The 18,884-nt window shown below is 51.3% G+C and carries 16 protein-coding genes; 5 read left to right on the top strand and 11 right to left on the bottom strand.

Annotated features, from left to right (window positions below; translation table 11 throughout):
• Positions 1-5: 5 nt before the first annotated feature.
• The 3 genes from M0R30_RS10105 to serS all read right to left on the bottom strand — a co-directional run bounded on the left by M0R30_RS10105 (position 6) and on the right by serS (position 4,315).
• Positions 6-401, bottom strand: a complete 396-nt coding sequence (locus M0R30_RS10105) for a hypothetical protein (RefSeq protein WP_292546444.1) — start codon at positions 399-401, stop codon at positions 6-8.
• 902 nt (positions 402-1,303) lie between these two features.
• Positions 1,304-2,959 carry a zinc-ribbon domain-containing protein gene (locus M0R30_RS10110; RefSeq protein ID WP_292546446.1) on the bottom strand — a complete coding sequence of 552 codons (1,656 nt, stop codon included), beginning with the start codon at positions 2,957-2,959 and terminating at the stop codon, positions 1,304-1,306.
• 78 nt (positions 2,960-3,037) lie between these two features.
• Positions 3,038-4,315: a serine--tRNA ligase gene (gene serS / locus M0R30_RS10115; RefSeq protein ID WP_292546447.1), complete on the bottom strand. Its 1,278-nt coding sequence runs from the start codon at positions 4,313-4,315 to the stop codon at positions 3,038-3,040.
• A 186-nt stretch (positions 4,316-4,501) separates the two neighbouring features.
• On the opposite strand from serS, the gene M0R30_RS10120 reads away from it, so the two are divergent.
• Positions 4,502-4,708, top strand: coding sequence for a hypothetical protein (locus tag M0R30_RS10120; protein WP_292546449.1), 207 nt, complete (start codon positions 4,502-4,504; stop codon positions 4,706-4,708).
• Positions 4,709-4,720: 12 nt separating this feature from the next.
• Here M0R30_RS10120 and M0R30_RS10125 read toward each other — a convergent pair whose 3' ends face one another.
• Positions 4,721-5,710, bottom strand: coding sequence for a zinc ribbon domain-containing protein (locus tag M0R30_RS10125; RefSeq protein ID WP_292546451.1), 990 nt, complete (start codon positions 5,708-5,710; stop codon positions 4,721-4,723).
• Between the two features lie 201 nt (positions 5,711-5,911).
• Between M0R30_RS10125 and M0R30_RS10130 the strand changes: the two genes are divergently transcribed.
• Positions 5,912-6,709, top strand: a complete 798-nt coding sequence (locus tag M0R30_RS10130; RefSeq protein WP_292546453.1) for an ArsA-related P-loop ATPase — start codon at positions 5,912-5,914, stop codon at positions 6,707-6,709.
• Between the two features lie 33 nt (positions 6,710-6,742).
• Complete coding sequence (locus M0R30_RS10135; RefSeq protein WP_292546455.1) at positions 6,743-7,510, top strand: AAA family ATPase; 768 nt, start codon at positions 6,743-6,745, stop codon at positions 7,508-7,510.
• Between the two features lie 1,126 nt (positions 7,511-8,636).
• Here M0R30_RS10135 and M0R30_RS10140 read toward each other — a convergent pair.
• The 3 genes from M0R30_RS10140 to M0R30_RS10150 all read right to left on the bottom strand — a co-directional run bounded on the left by M0R30_RS10140 (position 8,637) and on the right by M0R30_RS10150 (position 11,046).
• On the bottom strand, positions 8,637-9,287 hold the full coding sequence (locus M0R30_RS10140; RefSeq protein WP_292546457.1) for a hypothetical protein: 651 nt from the start codon (positions 9,285-9,287) through the stop codon (positions 8,637-8,639).
• Between the two features lie 135 nt (positions 9,288-9,422).
• Positions 9,423-10,514, bottom strand: coding sequence for a hypothetical protein (locus M0R30_RS10145; RefSeq protein WP_292546459.1), 1,092 nt, complete (start codon positions 10,512-10,514; stop codon positions 9,423-9,425).
• A gap of 382 nt (positions 10,515-10,896) precedes the next feature.
• Entirely contained in the window at positions 10,897-11,046 is a 150-nt protein-coding gene (locus M0R30_RS10150) for a hypothetical protein (RefSeq protein ID WP_292546461.1), read from the bottom strand.
• 258 nt (positions 11,047-11,304) lie between these two features.
• Here M0R30_RS10150 and M0R30_RS10155 point away from each other — a divergent pair, with 258 nt between their 5' ends.
• Entirely contained in the window at positions 11,305-12,018 is a 714-nt protein-coding gene (locus M0R30_RS10155; RefSeq protein WP_292546463.1) for a type IV toxin-antitoxin system AbiEi family antitoxin, read from the top strand.
• Positions 12,018-12,815 carry a hypothetical protein gene (locus M0R30_RS10160; protein WP_292546465.1) on the top strand — a complete coding sequence of 266 codons (798 nt, stop codon included), beginning with the start codon at positions 12,018-12,020 and terminating at the stop codon, positions 12,813-12,815. Before M0R30_RS10155 ends, M0R30_RS10160 begins: the two co-directional genes overlap by 1 nt.
• 1,440 nt (positions 12,816-14,255) lie before the next feature.
• Here the strand turns inward: M0R30_RS10160 and M0R30_RS14775 are convergent.
• The 4 genes from M0R30_RS14775 to M0R30_RS10180 all read right to left on the bottom strand — a co-directional run bounded on the left by M0R30_RS14775 (position 14,256) and on the right by M0R30_RS10180 (position 18,681).
• Complete coding sequence (locus tag M0R30_RS14775) at positions 14,256-16,124, bottom strand: PQQ-binding-like beta-propeller repeat protein (protein WP_366513128.1); 1,869 nt, start codon at positions 16,122-16,124, stop codon at positions 14,256-14,258.
• A 63-nt stretch (positions 16,125-16,187) separates the two neighbouring features.
• A complete protein-coding gene (locus M0R30_RS10170; RefSeq protein WP_292546469.1) occupies positions 16,188-17,471 on the bottom strand; it encodes a hypothetical protein in 1,284 nt (427 codons plus the stop codon).
• A 590-nt stretch (positions 17,472-18,061) separates the two neighbouring features.
• Positions 18,062-18,391: a DUF86 domain-containing protein gene (locus M0R30_RS10175; RefSeq protein ID WP_292546471.1), complete on the bottom strand. Its 330-nt coding sequence runs from the start codon at positions 18,389-18,391 to the stop codon at positions 18,062-18,064.
• Entirely contained in the window at positions 18,388-18,681 is a 294-nt protein-coding gene (locus M0R30_RS10180; RefSeq protein ID WP_292546473.1) for a nucleotidyltransferase family protein, read from the bottom strand. Before M0R30_RS10180 ends, M0R30_RS10175 begins: the two co-directional genes overlap by 4 nt.
• Between the last annotated feature and the right edge of the window lie 203 nt (positions 18,682-18,884).

Raw genomic sequence — 18,884 nt, forward strand, 5'->3', positions numbered from 1 at the left:
TTTGCTTATTTGCTGGAAAGATCGTGGTGAAGTGTTCGAAGTTCAATTCCCTTTTCCTTACTGGGGAATGGTAGCGCAACTACGGCTCCTTGTGCATTTACTCTTAATTGCCAAAATTTTTGAGAGAGACAACCTTCAGGTTTCACTTCAACAATCTCAACCTGGGAAATATTTTTAAGTTGTAGAGCACCCTCCCGTTCGACATAAGATGTTCCCTCTTGAACTTTTGCATGGTATAAGAATCTTTGATCAGTCATTGCAGCCCAAAAATTCCCACCACCACCAAGACCGAGGCATCCACCTTTAAACACAACTGGGGAGAAAAAATATACTGATTCATTTGCGGATAGTTGCTTTACTAAATCATCTGGCAGACCCGTTTTTTGAAGTGCTTGTGGCATATTTTGTTATCTCATACCAATGTAAATAAATATATCGAAAATCATGCGGTCCTTATTTTTTGTTCAATTTAACACGAATCGTTTGAATATTCAAAAAGAATATAGAAGACACTATCCCATACTCTCCCCTGTTTTTACAAGTATTTCTTTAATTGAATTGAGAAAACCCATATGAAAAAAAAATTACCAAAAAGATATACTTTCCTAACTTATCTTACAAAAATGGCCTATCACATTTATTCTGGTTTTTAGTGGCTTTCCAAGTGTATCTAGAAAATTCATTCATGAGTGCAGATAGATATTACTCACCATCATTATATTACACGATCTTGCAGTATTTTAGACCTTTTTTTCATGGTAGATATAATCCGTATTTCTCCATATTTCTCACGTCGGAAAAATGTAATGAAAAAAATGAGTCTGAATTTTGTTAATTTAGTCTATCTATAGGTAATTTTGTTGACGACTCGGATCCCAGTTTAATAGTTGTCGTAAAAAAAAAGAGAGATCGCATAGTATTCAAACAATGTTCAGAAAATTTTCGTAAGATACAACGAAATACGATCATTTATCACCGGTAACCCGGCTTCAAAATATCCAGAAATTTCCGCCCTTTCAAAAGTCTTATCAGGATATCGCGCGTAAAGAGAGATCATCCCAATTTGGGGAGGATTTTATGAAAAAAAGCTGGAATGAAGCGGATTCTAACCAGCCAAAAAGTAGCTCTATAGCAGCACTTCTTTTGATGGTTTGATTTCCTGACTTAATTTTCAGACAGCACGCAATGAAATTTTTACCGGGGCGAATCCATCAGGAGATTTTCCGGTCTTGGATCGGTTCCAATTTTCCAGAGATCCGTTTCACTCACGCATTCCTTTACAAAAAATTTCTAAAAAAGATAATTATTCCGTCGCGGTTTCATTCGCGGTCGTATTGGATGCAGAGGAGTTCGTGGCCGCGGTCGTCTTCACCGGCACCGGGATTTTTGTATGCGTTGGCGTCGGGGTCGGGGTCGGCGACGGTTTCAGGTCGGTCATGACCTCCACGAATCCTTTGGGAACCGTCGATGATTTCGAGGATATCATCTCGCCGTCCTTGTACACTTCGACCGTCAGCTTCTCGGACGAGCCGTCCAGTTTCTGGATCGATACCACGACAACGCCCTCGCTGGTCGGGATCTGGTAGAATTTTTCTCCGGCACCATAAATTTCTGCCTGGTTGCCGGCCGTGCCCGCCGTTCCTTTGAACTCATTCACATAGAGGATATGCACCCAGACACCTGACGCGGGAACGGCCATCTGCGAACCGGACGTGGCGGCGGTTGTTGATTCAGGGACTGCGGTGGTCTTTACGACCGTGACTTTCGTGGTTGCCGGGACGGTGGTTGTAACCGTTGTCACCACGGGAGCCGGCGTTACCTCGGGAGCTGCTGTCCCCCCGCCAAGCGGGTTTGCAAAGATGAAGACCGCGGCGATGATGGCGATGATGACAATCGCAATCACACCGATAAGGATCGGTTTTTTGCTCCGAGGTGCTGCTTGCGGTACCGGTGGCGGTGCCTGCGGGGATTCCGCTGCGGCACCCGGTGCATCCGGAGGAATTGCGGCAGATCCGAGCACGGGCCATTTTACTTCGGGCATTGCCAGCTCGGCAGTATCCGGGGCCGGGGCGTCCTGTCCCGGTGCTGCGCCCGGCTCTTCCGCGTGTACAGCCGGCTGGTACTGCTGCTTTGGTACCAGGGGGTAGGGCTGGTTACGCGGGACCGAGTCCTCGATGAGCGGTTCGATGGAATGGATCACGTCCTCGATGGGGCGCTCTTTCTTCTCGTTCCCGGCAACGTACGCCGGGACATGCATCTGAACCTGCGGGGCAACGGGCGATTGAGGTTCAGCCGCCCCGGCAAGGCGTGCATCGAGTTCGGCTTCGGTAACAACCGGTGTCCCGCACTTGTTGCAGAACGCCGACCCGGGCGGCACGCGGCTGCCACAGCGGTTGCAGAACGAGCCGGTCGGAAGTGAGGTTGTCTCCACCGGTGCCGGCATGTACGGCGCAGGCTCAACGATCTTCTTCATCGGGCCCGGGCGGGCGATCTCGATCTTCTTCTTCGGCGTCGGGGCGACCGGGACGTTTGTGGCTTCCACTCTCGCAGAGAAGTGCTCCTGTTCAGCCGGGTATGCCTCATGTTCCGGAACATCCGGCATGATCGGGTGCTGGACCCCGGCCGCGATCTGATGGCGGAGGACCTTCACCCACTCATCGCACTCCCTCCTCCGGTCGCCGCCGCTGGTCTTGGAGAACGTGAGGATCATCTGCCGGGTGGCACCGGTATTGGTGATGATGGAGAGCGTGAGGGTCGGGTCGCGGATGGCATTCTCTCCCACTTCGATATCGCGCAGGGTCGCGAGAAGGATTTCCTGGGGGGCGATCAGGTGTTTCTTGCTGTCCACTAAGATGAGGCGCCGTGTCGTGAGCACCGCGTCAAAGGAGACGGACTTGACTTTGATGTTCTGTGCATTGAGGACGACTGTCTCGTCACTGTAGAGATCAGGATATGCCATGCAACCACGTTCCTGAATATATCTTCGTCATCTGAATAAAATAAGTGTTTGTGGGGATTTTACTCTTTTTACACGGGATCAGAGAAATTCGCGCCCGTTCATGTAGGGGCGGAGCACTGTCGGTATGGTGACCGACCCGTCTTCCTGCTGGTTGTTCTCCAGGATCGCACGCATGACCCGGGAGGTGGCGATCGCGGTGGAGTTAAGCGTATGCACGTGCTGCTTTGATTCGAAATCGCTCTTGTCCCGCACCCTGATGTTGAGCCGGACGGCCTGGTAGGAGGTGCAGTTCGAGCAGGAGACGACCTCCTTGTACGCGTCCTCGCGCGGCATCCAGACCTCGATATCATATTTCTTGGCCGCGACCGTGCCGATGTCGCCCGTGCAGATGTTCACGACATGGTAGGGGAGGTCAAGGCCACAGAAGATCTCCTCAGCGTTTGCGAGGAGCTCTTCGTGGATCTGCCACGAGTCTTCCGGCTTGCAGAACACGAACTGCTCGACCTTGGTGAACTGGTGGACGCGGAAGAGGCCCTTGGTGTCAAGGCCGTGCGCCCCGATCTCGCGGCGGAAGCAGGGGGAGATGCCGGCGAGACGGAGCGGGAGGTCTTTTTCCTCGAAGATCTCGTCCTGGTACATGGCGCCTATCGGGTGCTCGCTCGTTGCGATCAGGTACGCATCGTCGCCATCGATCTTGTACATCACCTTCTCGAAATCCCCGAGGTCCGTGACACCTTCGTAGGAGGTCCGGTTGATCATGTACGGCGGGATGACCGGCGTGAACCCTTTCCCTGCAAGCAGGTCGATCGCATAGCGCTGGAGCGCCATGTCGAGGAGGACGAGGTTGCCCTTGAGGAAATAGAAACCGGCGCCCGAGCACTTTGCCGCCCGCTCGAAGTCAGCCCAGCCTTTTTCGGTTGCGAGCTGCCCGTGGTTCCTGACTTCGAAGGAGAAGGTCTTCGGCGTCCCGACCTTTTTGATCTCCACGTTTTCCGTGTCGTCTTTGCCGACCGGGACGCTCTCGTGCAGGATGTTGGGGAGGCGCATCAGGAGGGACCGGACCGCAGTCCGTATCTCTTCCTGTTCCGCGTCGCACTCCCTGATCCTCCGGGGGAGTGCAGCGGCTTCTGCCATCAGGGGTTGTGCGTCCTTGCCGGCTTTCTTTGCTGCATTGATGTCGCGGGCAATGGTGTTGCGGCGCTGGCGGATCTGGTCGGTCTCCACCTTCAGTTCGCGGGACCGGACGTCCTTTTTCAGGACTTCATCGACCCACGCGATCTTTTCCGGATCATTGCGTTTCAAGAGATCCGCCTTCACCACATCCGGGCTTGCCCGTACGAACCTGATATCAAGCATTCCTGATTCTCCAATCCTGCTTTTCGCGATCAGTTATTGGTTTATCCTTCATTTATCGCCTTCTCTTTTTCCGGCCGCGGGAATACCCGGGCGCTGCGCAGGACCGCTCGCAGAGCCCGGGGCCTAAAAGGGAGCCCCTGACAATCCTTTATCAGGTCCCAGGGGCAACACAGGACGTGAGCATGTATGGCAGATTTTTCTTATATCTGTAAGAACCTGAGCGGCACGGCCCCAACGAAAGGGCAGGAATCCGGTACCGCCAGCTGTGCACGCCATCTCGAGACCGGGGCCTTCTGTACCGCACACTCCGCAGCAGCAGCGGCAGAGGGAAAGGAACTGTGCCCATCTGCGGATTACCTGAAGATCCTCTCGATCGCGAAGAGGAAATTTTAAACAAAATCCTCGTCAGATCCGTATTTTATACTCGAATACTTGGTCGACAAGTTTGAATTCTTCCCCGGAGTAGTAGCGGGCGATCACTTCCACCCGGTCCAGTTTTTCGGTCCCCTGGAGTTCGATGCCGCTGTCGACCTGGAGCGGCCTGAAGGTGCCGGTGAGTATCTCGCCATCCGAGCGGGTGAGCCGGACGAACACTTCCCGCACACCCCGCTGGCCCTTGCCGCCCTTGTACTGGACGGATACCATCTTCGAGATCGGGTCGCGCTTCACTTCGAAGTAGACAAGGAGACTGTCCGGGGGAACGTCGGTCGGGCCGGGTTCAAACGAGACCACTTCCGCGGTTGTGACCGGGACTTCTTTTGAAACTGCACCAGGGACGGCGGTTGTTTCCACGACAACCGGTCCCGGTGTCGGGGGGGTCGTGGCCGTGACGGCCGTGCCCGCTGACGGTGATGATGCAGGGTAGATCTGCATGGCACCGGAGAGCACGAGGGCGGCGATCGCGATGATGACGATGACAACGGCAACTGCCACGCCTTTCTTCGCCATGCCTTCAGGGAGGGGGAAACGTCCCTTGTCGCGGGGCGGGGGGATGGTGACCGACGCAAGCGTGACCGGCACGGTCTTTTTCAGCAGCGATTCCCGGCCCGGGACCCCGGGTTCTTCCGCGGGTTCCGGTTCAACGTCCGGTACCATCATCAGCGGGTCCGGCTGTTTTTCTTCCGGTTCAGCATCCGCAGGTCTGGATTTTTTTGCCCGGGACGCCCGCGGTTTTTTTGCCGGCGCGGCATTCTCACCGGGGACATCAGGAAGATCCGGGGGCGGGGAGTCCTTTGAGCTCCCAATCATCGTCCCGCAGGAAGCGCAGAACCGGGAACCGGGCACGAGAAGCGTGCCGCAGAGGGTGCAGGCCGGGGGCGGCGCGATTCGCGCTCCGCAGGACTCGCAGAACGGCGTATCCGGGGGCACCTCCTTATGGCACCGCGGGCACGTCACGCTCTTTTTCCCTGGACCCGGCAGTTTCATTCTTCCACGAACACTCCCTGCTCCCGGTAACGGTGAGTATTGTACGGTATGCCCCCAAACAGTTAAAAACTCCTTCCCTGTTTACCGGGTTCAGATCAGGCCGGGCACGCGGGGGGAGGTACGCGAAATTCCGCAAAGCATTATTCTATCTGTCAGGATAACGGTACTGCATTGGAAGGACGGACCGGAATGAAGATCGCAGTCTGCGGGAAAGGGGGAGTCGGTAAGACGTTCATTGCCGGGAGCCTTGCCGGGTACTTCTCCTCTGCCGGCCGCCCGGTCATTGCCATTGACGCGGACTCATCGCCGAACCTTGCGCCAAACCTCGGGCTCTCTCATGAGGAGGCGTCCCGCATCGTTCCCGTTGCGGAGAACAGCGAACTGATCCGGATGAAGACCGGCACGGACTATTCCGGGGTCATGCGTCTCTCGTTCACGGTCGACGACATCATCGGCAGGTACGGCGTGCCGACACCGTCAGGCGCGAACCTGCTTGTCATGGGGACGGTGAAGGCGATGGGGGCCGGGTGTGCCTGCCCGGCCCATTCGGTGATCAAGGCGCTGATGCGCCACCTTGTTGTCGAGCGGGACGAGGTTGTCATCCTGGACATGGAGGCCGGGATCGAACATCTCGGCAGGGGCACGGCCGGGCACGTGGATGTCCTGCTCGCGGTCACCGATGCAAACAGGAAATCCCTGGAGATCGCTGCAACGATCTGCCGGCTCGCAAAAGGATCGGATATCAGGACCATCGGCCTTGTCGCCAACCGGGTGACCGGCGCACAGCAGGAGCAGGCGATCCGGGCGTTTGCAGAAGCTCACGACCTCCCGGTCCTCGGCCTCGTGCCCTTCGACCAGCAGGTCGCCGATGCGGGTGTCACTGGTGAAGCGGTCGATCCGTCAGCGTCCGGGGCCGTGCAGGCAATTGAAGGACTGGCAAAGAGCCTGGAGAATACCCATGCCCGGTGATCCCCGGTTATTTTCCCGGAGGGAGATGGACGTATGAAGACATTCGTGACCATGGGGCGAGGAGGCACCGGCAAGACTACCTTCGTTGCGCTGATGGCAAAGTACCTCATCGACACGGGCCGGACCCCCATCCTGCTTGTCGATGCGGACCCGGACCAGAACCTTGCGGAGATGGCGGGGGTAGATCTCGAAGCCGCGGGAAAGAAGACGATCGCGGAGCTGCTGTCCGAGACGTTCATCCAGCAGGGCGGGACAACGGTCGGCATCCCCCCGTCAAAGAGGATCGAGAACCGCATCTGGGAAGAGGGGCTCTATGAAGGCGACCGGTTCGACCTCTTCTCGGTCGGCACCAAGTGGGTGGAGGGTTGTTACTGCCTGCCGGATGCAGCGCTGAAGAATGCCCTCGCTTCCATAACAAAACAGTACCGCTACGTTCTCATCGATTCGCCCGGCGGGCTCGAGCACCTGAACCGGAAGATCGCAAGCGATGTCGATACGATCTTCGATGTCATGGGGCCGTCTTCGAAATCGTTTGCGCACGTGCGTAGGGCGCACCGGGTGATTGAGGAGGTCGGCATCCGGTTCAACCGGTTCTATGTCATCGGGGGGTATGGGTTTGCTGCCGATCCGGACCCTGCGGCCCTTGCTGCTCTTGACCTGCCGTATATCGGGAGGATTGCTGCGGATCCTGATGTGGCCCGGATGGTTTTGCAGGGGAAGTGCCTGTTTGAAACTCCTGCTGGGTCTCCGGCGTACCGGTCGGTGGCGGGGATTGTGGAGAGGGTGCTGGCGGGGGAATAGTTCCGGGGACGAAGGGGCGTTGTCATCACACCTTACTTAAAAACCGCGAGCAGATCAACCAGACTTGCTCAAAATTTTAATCGATCCATCTGCCCATGCATAATTTTTTCAAGCAGGGCCCAGCTCAAAAATTTTTCCCACAATGAAAAATTATCCGGAAAATTTTCCCAAACTTTTTTTCCGAGAAATTTCCCGACCCATACGAAAAATCCGGGCAACAGGATTCCCACCACTCACACCGTAAACCCCCTTGAAAACCACTCCCCCGGAACCCCTTTTTTCCGGTTCCGGACCATCCCCAATCCGGCCACGCTACGGGCTCCGATTCACAATTTTTCCGGAACGGAGCCCCATACGGGCCCGGATTGGGATCCGACAACCCCCTGTTTGATACAAAACTCCTGGAGTTTTTTGCATAACAGGGGGTCCGGCAGATGTTCACGATTCTCCATCTCCCGTCGGAGAAATGCGGATTTGAGGGATATACTGCTCCGAAATGCCGGGGGGGCGAAGGGATGGGGAGATCTGGCCGATAAACCTCTGCCCTGACAGGGATCTTCAAAACCCGGGTTTCTTCATCTCCACCCTCCCGCGACCAGAACATCGCGGCAGCTCCCTGTCTTCAGGGGAAACAGGTTCTATACAGGCCGGTTTTTCTCTGCGGATACAGGCTCTTTTCCCCAAAAGGGCACCGCACAGGGGATTTCCGGAACACTTCCCTCCAAAACCCCCGAAACAGGCCGGTCGGGTTTCAACCAAAATGACTGATCCACGGTCATTCTGAACCCGGATTGGAGAAAATGGACTCCACCCCTCCTACGGTGATCAGGTACGACAGGATCCGGCCCCCATCAGAGTATGGGGGCATCCTTTTTTTCTATCGCATGAGTTGAGTCCTCATCCGCATCAGGAGCCACTCATGCGACCAGCTCAATCCGCTACACAGGGTGTAGCAAATCATGTCTTTGGAAATTTTCCCGTCACAACAATCTTTGGGAAACACAAGATAGATCTGGTGGCAGTTCTTGAGAGTTTTTGCAGAAAACCCACAGCCAAAATCGCTACGGATGTGAATTTTGACCTGAAGCCGATCGGGAAGGGGGGATCATTATCGCAAATCATCAGATTATTCTTGCTTTCGTAAAAGCAGGGAAATGCCGATGATCAATGCAGTAACGGGAATCGTTACCGGAATTGATGCCGATGTTGTTCGCGGAAACATCGGAGGATTATCCAGGTGATCGGAACTAACCGGTACGGGAACTGTCGCAGGTGATACATTTTTTTCAACAAGGGTGAATGGATACATAACCATACCGGATGGTCCGATGGACAGGGTGTACTCTCCTGCAAGGGCAGCGGATTGTATGGTTGTACCATTCTTCAGGGTTTTTCTGAACTGTGTTGTGTTGACAAAAAACGACCACTCGTTTTCCCCGTTTAATCCATCAGCAACAAGTGATGATCCGGAATAGACGGGTGGCAGAAGATCCGGACTGCCCGGGAGATACTGGGATTGATATGCCCCAAACTCTACCTCGTATCCTGAGGGAAAACTGGTCTTTCCCGAGACGATAAAAGAATCTCCGGTGGAATGCGTGCCAATCGGGAGGGTGTCAACGGTGATCCAGTACGGTGTCTGAACCGGCGACCCCCGGATATCTGATGAACCGGAAGACACAGTCGTATTGTTTCCCGCCATCGCCGCTTCTGCGGGAACTATGACGAGGAGAAGTGCGAGGAGGATGAATATCCCGGGTCTTTTCCATGATGTCATGCAATAACGTCCTTGATATGTTTATTTTAAATTGTTCCTTCCTGTTCTGCCATATCTGAATACTATTTCTTTCTCACATAAAAAGGATGAAAGGTTATCCTTTCGGACCACCTTATCCTTATCCGGCTCTGACTCCTACGGAGTGTCCAGAGTAACCTGTGTCGGATTCGGGTTGAACCAGACGTTGAATAGTCCGCTCCATCCCGATGCAGATATTGATCCGGAATTCAGAGTTACCGACGGGATATTAACATTATTGAATATAATGTCCCCGCACATATGATACGGATTTGAATTCTGTCCCTGGGCCTGTTCCAGTGCATTTACGATTTCCAGGTTGGTGTTCGAGGGAATTGCATTCGAGAAGTAATAGGTGGATGTTCCCGCAGTGAGATCACTTGTTGTGACCTGCCATCCCGTTACACCGCCAACCGTTGTGTACTGAAGTGTCCCTTCAATCTGATCTCCCTGGGTCACACTTAACATCGGGCTGTAATAGTAATTGCTCGGGCTTGTGTATCTCCAGGAAGAGATCTTCCAGACCGGGTTGTTCAGCCCATAATTCCACTGTAACACGGGTTGCATAATGGTGGCAGTTTTTTCAAGACCGTTGAAGATGGCCAGCGCAAAACCCGGAGTCCCTCCACTGGTTGACGGAGGGGTCGGAGTATACCATCGGGAACGTAAATAGCTGATCTGACTGACTGTTGCATCAGCCCATGCAAGCCACCTACTGCCAGAAATTGTTGATGCCCGAACGACTGAAGATTCTTTTCTGGAAGAATCATCAATGACAGTCAGTATAAGGTCTCCGTCTTCAGTCAGGATATATGTCTTGCTTTCATCAAGGGGCGAATCAAGAATACGTGCCCCTTGAGGGACCGCGTGAACATGAGTTGCTGGCTGGAGTCCGTTTGGCGTTGATACTTTTTCCGCAGATTCATCTGATGCAATAAGAATTTGTTTACCATCCGAATCGAAGATCCTTGTTATTCCGTCATCTGAATGATAAATAATTGAGCCTTCAGGAATTGTATACACATCTTTCATCAGTTGGGTACTCAATGGCCCGGTAATAACTGTATTTTTCTGAGAATCATCAAATTGAAAAGACGGTGTCTCAATTTTGTTCAAATCAATTTTCTCTTCAGCGCTTACTATCGGCACCATCGCCATCGCTGCCAGCAGCAGTGCCAGCAGAACGACAATTGTTTTGTGTAGGTTCATTTTTCTTCAACTCCTCATTTCTTTTTCCATACGCTTCGCTCGCCGGCATGGGAAAACTTCATAGGATCAGAAGATAACATTCTCATGCCTACGGGCGGGACCGGGTCCAACGAAGTTCGTTGCTTGGTGGACCTGTCCTCTTCTTTTCGTGGAACAACCCCCGGCTGTCCACAATGAGCGATTTATTATAACGATATATATATGGTTTATTTCCAATTCAGCTACACATTCGAAAATACGAAAGGTACTCGGTGACAAATCGTAAATAGAATGAACCGGGATTAACCGGAAGAGTTTTTTTCGGGCGTAAATGAAAACCTGCGCGGGCGGAGTGGCTGTGAATTAGGGAATTCCAGAAACTCCCATGCCCGGCAATAACAGTTCAGTCCAGCCCGGCACGCTCAGCGTCGTGCTTTGCTTCACGCATAAGGTTCAGGCCTTCACGGGTAAATGTCGGATGCTCTAAATAATGCCGGAATGCCGTTGCATCTTCACCTTCAAGCACAAGCCCGGTCTCAATTGGTTTTGCCATTTCCATTTTCCCGGAATACTATTGCAGTATATGCTCAGGGAATTATATCAAAGATCTTGTGGAGGAGGGTGAGGGCCGGTTTTGGATCTCCTGGATTTCCCCTTCCACGTTGTTATCCCCGGTTAGTCCCAAACGGCATGTACTCGCCGGTGATCCCGGAGATCTATCAATAAAACCCCTCACGACAGCAGGAATGCGTTACTTATGTTCGCAAAAAGTGAACAATGATTAAATAGTGAACATACCGAATACGATAGTATGTTCACAAAAAAAGAACATCCGTTGAATAGTGAACATGGCCCGGACCTGGTAGCAAACCTGTTCTCGAAAAAGGCCACCGACATCATACGCGTCCTGCTGGTCAACTATCCGAAAACATGGATGCTTCGGGATCTGGCAAAAGAATCCGGCACAGCACTTGGATATACCTCACGGGTATCAAACACGCTGATCAGCCAGCGTCTCGCACTCCGTGCCTCTGCCCGGTCGGAACTGAAGCTCATGGCTCCGGAAGATTTGCTCAAACGCTGGGCAACATTTTCCCACTTCGTCGCAAACACCGCGTTTGTTGAATACTACACCAGTGAACAGGACATCGGGAAATTCTTAAGCCGGCTCAAATACCGGGGGGCCGGGGAGTATGCACTGACCGGTCTTGCCGGGGCACTGCTTGTCGAGCCTTTTGTCAGGCCGACAAATACGCACATATACATCCGGAAGGGATCAGATGCGGGGAAACTGGCACACGATCTGGGCCTGATGCCCGTTGAAGAGAACGGGAACGTAAAATTCGCGATCGCTCCCAGTGACGGAATTTTTTATGGTGCACAGGAGATCGACGGCGTGAGGGTAGTCTCAGACATCCAGCTCTATGTCGATCTCTACAACTATCCTGCACGGGGCAGGGAGGCGGCCGGTGAACTGTGGAAGAACATTGAAAAACGCTGGAATAAAACCCAGGACCGGGTATAATGTATTCACGCGAGATCACGGAAACATCAAAATCTGCATTGCTTGAGATTGGCCTCGCACTGCACACGTACCGGAACGATATGGTGTTGTCCGGGGGATGGGCTCCTTACTTTATTACGGAAAACTATTTTGAACATTGCGGAAGTGTCGATATCGATCTTGTCCTGAAGACGACAATCCTGCCCAGGTACGAGAGTATCAGGAAGATCGTCACCGATCTCGGCTATGTCGAGGAAAACCACTTCAGGTTCGAAAGAAAAATAAAATCCCCGGTTGACGGAAAATATTATTCAATTCATATCGATTTCCTGTGCGATAAATGCGAGCTTGGCTATCATTTCAGGGTCCAGCCCGACCTGGAAGCGTTCATGTTCGAAGGTGCCGACATCGCCTTTGATTTTAATTTTGAGAAAGAGATAGAGACAACATTACCGGAGAACGGTGTCGACAGCACGGTCTTTAAGGTTCTCGATTTAGCAGGATCGCTCATTTTGAAAGGCCAGGCACTGGGGGGCCGGAAAAACCTGAAGGATGCATACGATATTTTTGCACTGACTCACTACAACGGGGGGCCTGAACCGGCAGCCCATTACTTCAACCAGGGTTTCGCACGGAAAGGGATTACTCGTGAAAAAAGAGATCTTGCAAGGAATTCACTCGCAGTGATACAGCGAAAATTCCGCGATGGAACTTCTGCGGGCTCTTTTGGTGTTGAAACATTTTCAGAAAACAGGTACAACCGGACAATCGTAGCTGCCCACGTGAACAAATTCCTGGAGAATGTGAAATCAATATAGTGTATTTTTTACCGTATTGTTAACTTTCGTCCATATCACTTCGGCCTGAACAGATCTCATTCCTCCCCTCCCTCTGCACCGGTTGGTGCCAAACGCCCCGCTCTCACCGGCTCTTGGCTGCCCCTTGCAGGTACAAGGTTAAGGCCCCTCTGCCCGGGACCGGACCCTGGGTCGACCCAGGAAAATTTTCCGTAGCCCCTAGCCATCAAAAATTTTCCGGGACCCGCAACTCCCAAGAGAAAATTTCTCGCCACCTGCACGACCCGACCGAAAATTTTTCAAAATACAAAATTCTCCGGAAAATTTTTCACGGCCGCAGAAAAATCCGGCACCGTAATCCCCGCCACTCACGCCGTAAACCCCCTCAAAAACCATCCCTACGGAACCCCTTTTTTCGGTTCCGGACCATCCCGAATCCGGGCCCTATCCGGGCTCCGATTCACCATTCTTCCGAAACGGAGCCCCATACGTGCCCGGATTGGGATCCGACACCCCCCTGTTTGATACAAAACTCCTGGAGTTTTTTGCATAACAGGGGGTCCGGCAGATGTTCACGATTCTCCATCTCCCGTCGGAGAAACGCGGATTTGCGGGATATACTGCTCCGAAATGCCGGGGGAACGAAGGGATGGAGAGATCTGCCGATAAACCTCTGCCCCGACAGGGATCTTCAAAACCCGGGTTTCTTCATTTCCACCCTCCCGCGACCAGAACATCGCGGCAGCTCCCTGTCCTCAAAGGAAACAGGTTCTATACAGGCCGGTTTTTCTCTGCGGAGATCCGCCATTTTCCCCAAAAGGGGGCCGCACCGGGGTTTTCCGGAACACTTCCCTCCAAAACCCTAAAAACAGGCCGGTCGGGCATTGATGAATATGGACGATCCGGGGCTGCTGCGTGCCCGGATTGAGAGAACCGGGGGTGCAGGTCTCCAGGCCACGTGATAGTCCGGGAGGGAGGCAGGCCAATGAGATATAAGGGAGATACGATATGCACCTTTTCTCCGACGTCCGACTTGTCATCAGACGAGGAGGAAAAGGAGAAACATTCAGGTTTCTCCGACGTCCGATGGGTCATCAGACCCAGAGGAGGAGAATGATGAGGGTCGTGAGACCCGAAGCAGGAGAAGACTGTAGGTCTTCGACCGAAACCATCAGGTTTCTTCGACATCCGACAGATTCGAAGGTCCTACGGACCTTCTCTTCCTCGACCTCCTGATGAAGGTCTCGGATTCATCAGACCCAGAGGATGAGAATGATGAGGGTCGTGGTGAGGCCCGAAGCAGGAGAATCGAACAAGTCATCAGACTTGAGACATGAGAAGACTGAAAGTCTTCGAAGACTGTAGGTCTTCGACCGAAACCATCAGGGTTCTCCGGAGTCGACCCCTGATTGAAAATTTTTTTTGCAGGGTCTGACTCAAATTTTTTCCCGCAATGAAAATTCATCCGGATTTCTTCAGACGCAATCCGGCAGCAACAATTCCCACTGCAAGGAGAACAATGCCCGGCGATAACGGGGTTTCCGTTACCGGTGTTTTACCAGATTTGTTAGCCGACAGACTCTCCAGTTCGATCTTTTTCATTATGCGCTGCTGATTCATGAGCCAGGCACACTCTTCCGGGGATAAATCATCCCGGTTTTTTGTTTCGCCCGAGGGCAGAAAGATCATCGCATCGTTATCCATGCGTGCTCCCGGTAACTTTTCATCGGCTGTTGAATAAATATAATACAACGGCGTTCCGGACAGGGGGTCGACTATCGATTTTATATGAAAAAGCGGTCCATTTCTTTCAGATATCTGTCCTGTCAGGGTATTGTTGTAAAATAACAACCTCAGGTTATATTCTTTATTTCCCAGTTCAGGAATTTTCTCAAGATTCCCGCAATACCTGAGTATCCCGTCTTCAGGATCAGGATCCAGCGGGTTTTTATCCACCCACAACTGATTTGGAACCCCTTTGATCCTGACCGGAATTTTGTTGCCTGCAAGAATCTGCTGATGTAATGATCTCACACTACTCTCATTAATTTCAACAACGTCAAATCTGGTTATGGTTGAGGGAATACCGAAAAATGCCGAATTATTATTCCCTGTTGAAACAGTCCTTGATACATCCTCGAAATAAAACAGGGCCTCCTGCTGCCCCTTCCCGGCTGCATCCGTGGCCATTGCATTGATCTGGTTTGAACCAGTTGCCACAGGAACCTCATGATCGCAGCTCGTGTTTCCCCAGCGGTTGAAGACATACACCGTATCGGTGGTTCCTGCGGCAAAAAAATCGCCATTACGTTCCGGTGAGATATCAATAACGCCCCGGGGCGTTCCATAATGCCAGAGAATTTTTCCATCCGGGTCAAAGACAAATACTCCTCGTGATGATCCTGCCATGATACGATTCCCATCATCTGAGATTCCGACATCATTGACAAAATCTTCGAACTCATGTTTCCAGATGAGGGAACCGGTACGGTTGAAAAACAGGGCATAGTACTGGGAACCTGCAACCGTGTATTCCGCATTTGTTGAGGTAGCTACACTGGTAAAATCCGAACTTCCGGTATACTGCCAGAGTAATGTCCCGTTCCGGTCAAGCAGATAAAGATGAGAGTACCCGGCGGCCGCGATATATGCTCCATCCTGAGTGATATCGACAGTTCCGAACCCGATCCTGGACGAAAAATTCCATGTAAGGGTCCCGTCATTATTCATTGCATCCAACCGGCTCCCGGAGATCTTTGACCCGGCAACCGCATAGGAACCATCACGGGCAGAATCCAGAGCCCATGACCGTCCTGCTGTACTATTTTTTATAACCCTCGTTCCATCCTGTGAGAACAAATAGATGGAGCGCAACCCGGTAGCATATATCCGGCTGCCATTGCCGGAAAGGGCGATTCGCTCGATTGTCGGATCTTCGGAATACTTCCAGAGGAGATTGCCGGTCGTGTTGAAAAAAAGGGCTTCTCCATCGGCATATGATGACAGTCCATCTTCATTGACAAATACTGCCCCGGAGAAATCCCCATTATCAGAGATAGCGAGGGAACGCACTGTTTTTCCGGGTTGCCGGTATTCCCATTGCAGGTTCCCGCATCGGTCGTACATTCTCAGGACACCGGTATCGGATCCGGCAATCATGTACCGGCCATCGCCAGAACAGGATACCGTGGTCTTTCGATCTCCTATCTGTTCTGACCAGATGGGGCCGGAAACAGTTCCGGAATCAGCCTGTCCATAAACAGATGGGACGATTGTCAGTAATAATTGAAAAAAAATGAGAACCAGAATATAGCGATTTGATTTGCCCATGTAAATTCACCGGTATTTTCCATTTTGATAAAAATAAATATTATTAAATTGATCTCTGAACATTTAGCGGACGTACATGAAATTATTATACGTCGAACCCGGTGCTACATAATCCCAATAGACCCACCCATACTGAGCCGGATCGTAGAATAACAGATACGGATTGCCACCATTCACCTGCCAGCCGGTACATGCTCTCGCATGATAATATGGATCATCTCTCCCGATTTTTAAGGGGCGATCTGCTTCAATTTCATCGTAAGCTGTCTCCCATGTGGTGTCTGGTCGATAGATATGATAAGAGTTGTTTTTTCCCAGACCTCCATCAGCTACTAAAGGTTTGTAATAGCGTAATTCCATGTCTAGAGTAGTCCCCATTGGAGTACCGTTGGCGTAGTAGGCCCTCATCATATCAGCAATATGATACTGGCTCCAGGGGTCACTCATATATTTAGTTGAGATAATTTGGGCTGTGGCGACCCCACACCATACATCAGTATATTGGGTACAGTGTGTAAAACCAGAGATGACTTTTTGCCCGTCCTGAAGGAGAAGAGCCTTAATGTTTGAATTGCTAGTTTTTACTTTGGTCATAACCTGTTTTACCTGGGAAAGATCCATCTCGGAATAGTGCTGGAGAAATTCTGGATCTTCCGCAAGCGCCATAGTTTTAAGTTCTTCAGTAATTACAGATTGCTTTTCCCAGATTGCTACATGTTTTTTCATATCTTCAACCGAGATTTGATTGTAGTACGATGAAACCTGGGTTTCCCAGTTTTTTACCGATCCATCTCTCGAATCGATAATAATATCTTTCATATCACCGGTTTTTGTGTTTTTCAAGGTAAGCATCAATCCAATAACCGGATAATCAAAGCAGACCTTTTTTTCAGCAAATACCTGGTATCCGGGATACTTTTCAGTTATGTTTTTCTGCGTATCCATTCGAAGTGTTGTAAATTTATCTGGAGTTTCAATTGAGCCGATTGTTATTACTGATCCGCCAAGAACCTTACTCGCCGCCGCATATATCTCACCGACCCTGGCACCTTTTCTCTCGACAATAAACAGATAGAATAACTTCTCTCCGTTAATGTCATATATCGTCTGGGATGTCGGATTGAGTTTTCCGCCAATCCAATTTTCGTCCAACGCCCCGGAATCAATCATACTTAGCATCGTTAAGGTTGCATGTTCCTGCGCTGTTGCAACAGGAATGAAATTTGATTCGATGAGTTTTTTGATCTCCTCATTGCTTTGAGAAATATCAGCGCTCACCAGCGGTACCATCGCCATCCCTGCAAGCAGCAGTGCCAGCAGGATGACCCATGTTTTAGGTAGGTTCATTTTTCTTCAACTCCTCGCATTTTTCCATGCGCTTCGCTCGCTGGCATGGGAAAACCTTCATAGGATCAGAAGATAACAATCTCATGCCTACGGGCGGGACCGGGTCCAACGAAGTTCGTCGCTTGGTGGACCCGTCCTCTTCTTTTGGGACAACCACCGGCTATCCACAATGTGCGATTTATAATGTCGATATATATATGATTTCTGGCCGAATCAGCTACACGTTCGGACTTGCGAAAATACGTGTCAACTTTTGGCAGACAAATCGTAAATAGAATGAACCGGGATTGGCCGGAAGAGATTTTTTTCAAGCGTAAATGAAAACCTGCGCGGGATTATATTGGATTTTATATCGATTACTACCATAATCAAGACCAGTTTCTCCGATAATCTCTCCCACATTAATTCACCATTGAGTGATCCCGGTAATATGAGCCCCTTCACGTACTTTACCTGAACAGAACCCGACACCCCCCACCACACCGGCCCACGCCAGCTCCGGACCCCGGTCGGCCCGTGAAATTTTCCGGAAGATTATCAAAAAGATAAAAAGAGTACTGATATTCTGCCCGGATTATCTTCAGCCAGTCTCATCCAGGATACCATGACTGCCCGCAATGACATGAGGGATTTTTGTATCGATTGTCGTCCACAGGAGCTAAATAATCCACACCGATATATCCATGGATCACCTTGTCCCTCAGGCCCGCGATACTGCGCCAGGGAATATCGGGATACTGTGCACGGATATGATCCGGCAAAAGTTTTGTCGCCTCACCCATAACGGCGAATTTGTACAGTACCGCGGAACGGGTCTTGTTATCCTCAGCAAGATTGTTTTTGGACCGCCCGCTCGTAAAATCGCGGATATCTTCTGCTGCCTGCAGGATATCGTGCAGCAGAAGCCGGTATTCCCTCATGCGTATACAACATCCCGGTAAATTCCGTCACGGATCTCCGGACGGAGTGCCCGGGGGGTAGCAAGATCCACATGCCTCCCGATCTTTTCTTCAAGATACTGGGAGAGATCGATGAGATCGAAGAGATCCGCACCCTCTTTAAAATCGACAAGGATGTCCACATCGCTGTCAGTCCGTGCCTCGCTCCGGGCAAATGAACCGAACACTCCGATGCTGCGGACTTTATACCGCGCAGTAAGATCACTCTTTAAGGATCTGAGCAGATCGAGAATCGCGTCACGGTTTGTCATGCTGTTCTCCTGTTCCTATCTGATGTGCCTCACAATAATTATTTCCCTCATAGTACGAACAAAGATTTTTTTTCTTGGTGATTCCTTAATAACGACCACCACGATAAACTCAGGTGGTTGGAAGGATGAACTTAATAGATCTCCAACAGTACACGATATCAGAAGAGAAATCCGAAGAATACCTTCAGACCCAAGGCATTCTT

Source organism: Methanoregula sp. (genome assembly GCF_023227875.1).
In the GTDB taxonomy this organism is placed as follows: Archaea; Halobacteriota; Methanomicrobia; order Methanomicrobiales; family Methanospirillaceae; genus Methanoregula.

Excerpts from the sequence above, each read along its gene's own strand:
- M0R30_RS10170 (WP_292546469.1), bottom strand. The coding sequence starts at position 17,471 with ATGAACCTACCTAAAACATGGGTCATCCTGCTGGCACTGCTGCTTGCA.
- M0R30_RS10105 (WP_292546444.1), bottom strand. The coding sequence starts at position 401 with ATGCCACAAGCACTTCAAAAAACGGGTCTGCCAGATGATTTAGTAAAG.
- M0R30_RS10160 (WP_292546465.1), top strand. The coding sequence starts at position 12,018 with ATGTATTCACGCGAGATCACGGAAACATCAAAATCTGCATTGCTTGAG.
- M0R30_RS10155 (WP_292546463.1), top strand. The coding sequence starts at position 11,305 with ATGTTCACAAAAAAAGAACATCCGTTGAATAGTGAACATGGCCCGGAC.
- M0R30_RS14775 (WP_366513128.1), bottom strand. The coding sequence starts at position 16,124 with ATGGGCAAATCAAATCGCTATATTCTGGTTCTCATTTTTTTTCAATTA.
- M0R30_RS10135 (WP_292546455.1), top strand. The coding sequence starts at position 6,743 with ATGAAGACATTCGTGACCATGGGGCGAGGAGGCACCGGCAAGACTACC.
- serS (WP_292546447.1), bottom strand. The coding sequence starts at position 4,315 with ATGCTTGATATCAGGTTCGTACGGGCAAGCCCGGATGTGGTGAAGGCG.
- M0R30_RS10140 (WP_292546457.1), bottom strand. The coding sequence starts at position 9,287 with ATGACATCATGGAAAAGACCCGGGATATTCATCCTCCTCGCACTTCTC.
- M0R30_RS10145 (WP_292546459.1), bottom strand. The coding sequence starts at position 10,514 with ATGAACCTACACAAAACAATTGTCGTTCTGCTGGCACTGCTGCTGGCA.
- M0R30_RS10180 (WP_292546473.1), bottom strand. The coding sequence starts at position 18,681 with ATGACAAACCGTGACGCGATTCTCGATCTGCTCAGATCCTTAAAGAGT.
- M0R30_RS10110 (WP_292546446.1), bottom strand. The coding sequence starts at position 2,959 with ATGGCATATCCTGATCTCTACAGTGACGAGACAGTCGTCCTCAATGCA.
- M0R30_RS10175 (WP_292546471.1), bottom strand. The coding sequence starts at position 18,391 with ATGAGGGAATACCGGCTTCTGCTGCACGATATCCTGCAGGCAGCAGAA.
- M0R30_RS10120 (WP_292546449.1), top strand. The coding sequence starts at position 4,502 with ATGGCAGATTTTTCTTATATCTGTAAGAACCTGAGCGGCACGGCCCCA.
- M0R30_RS10150 (WP_292546461.1), bottom strand. The coding sequence starts at position 11,046 with ATGGCAAAACCAATTGAGACCGGGCTTGTGCTTGAAGGTGAAGATGCA.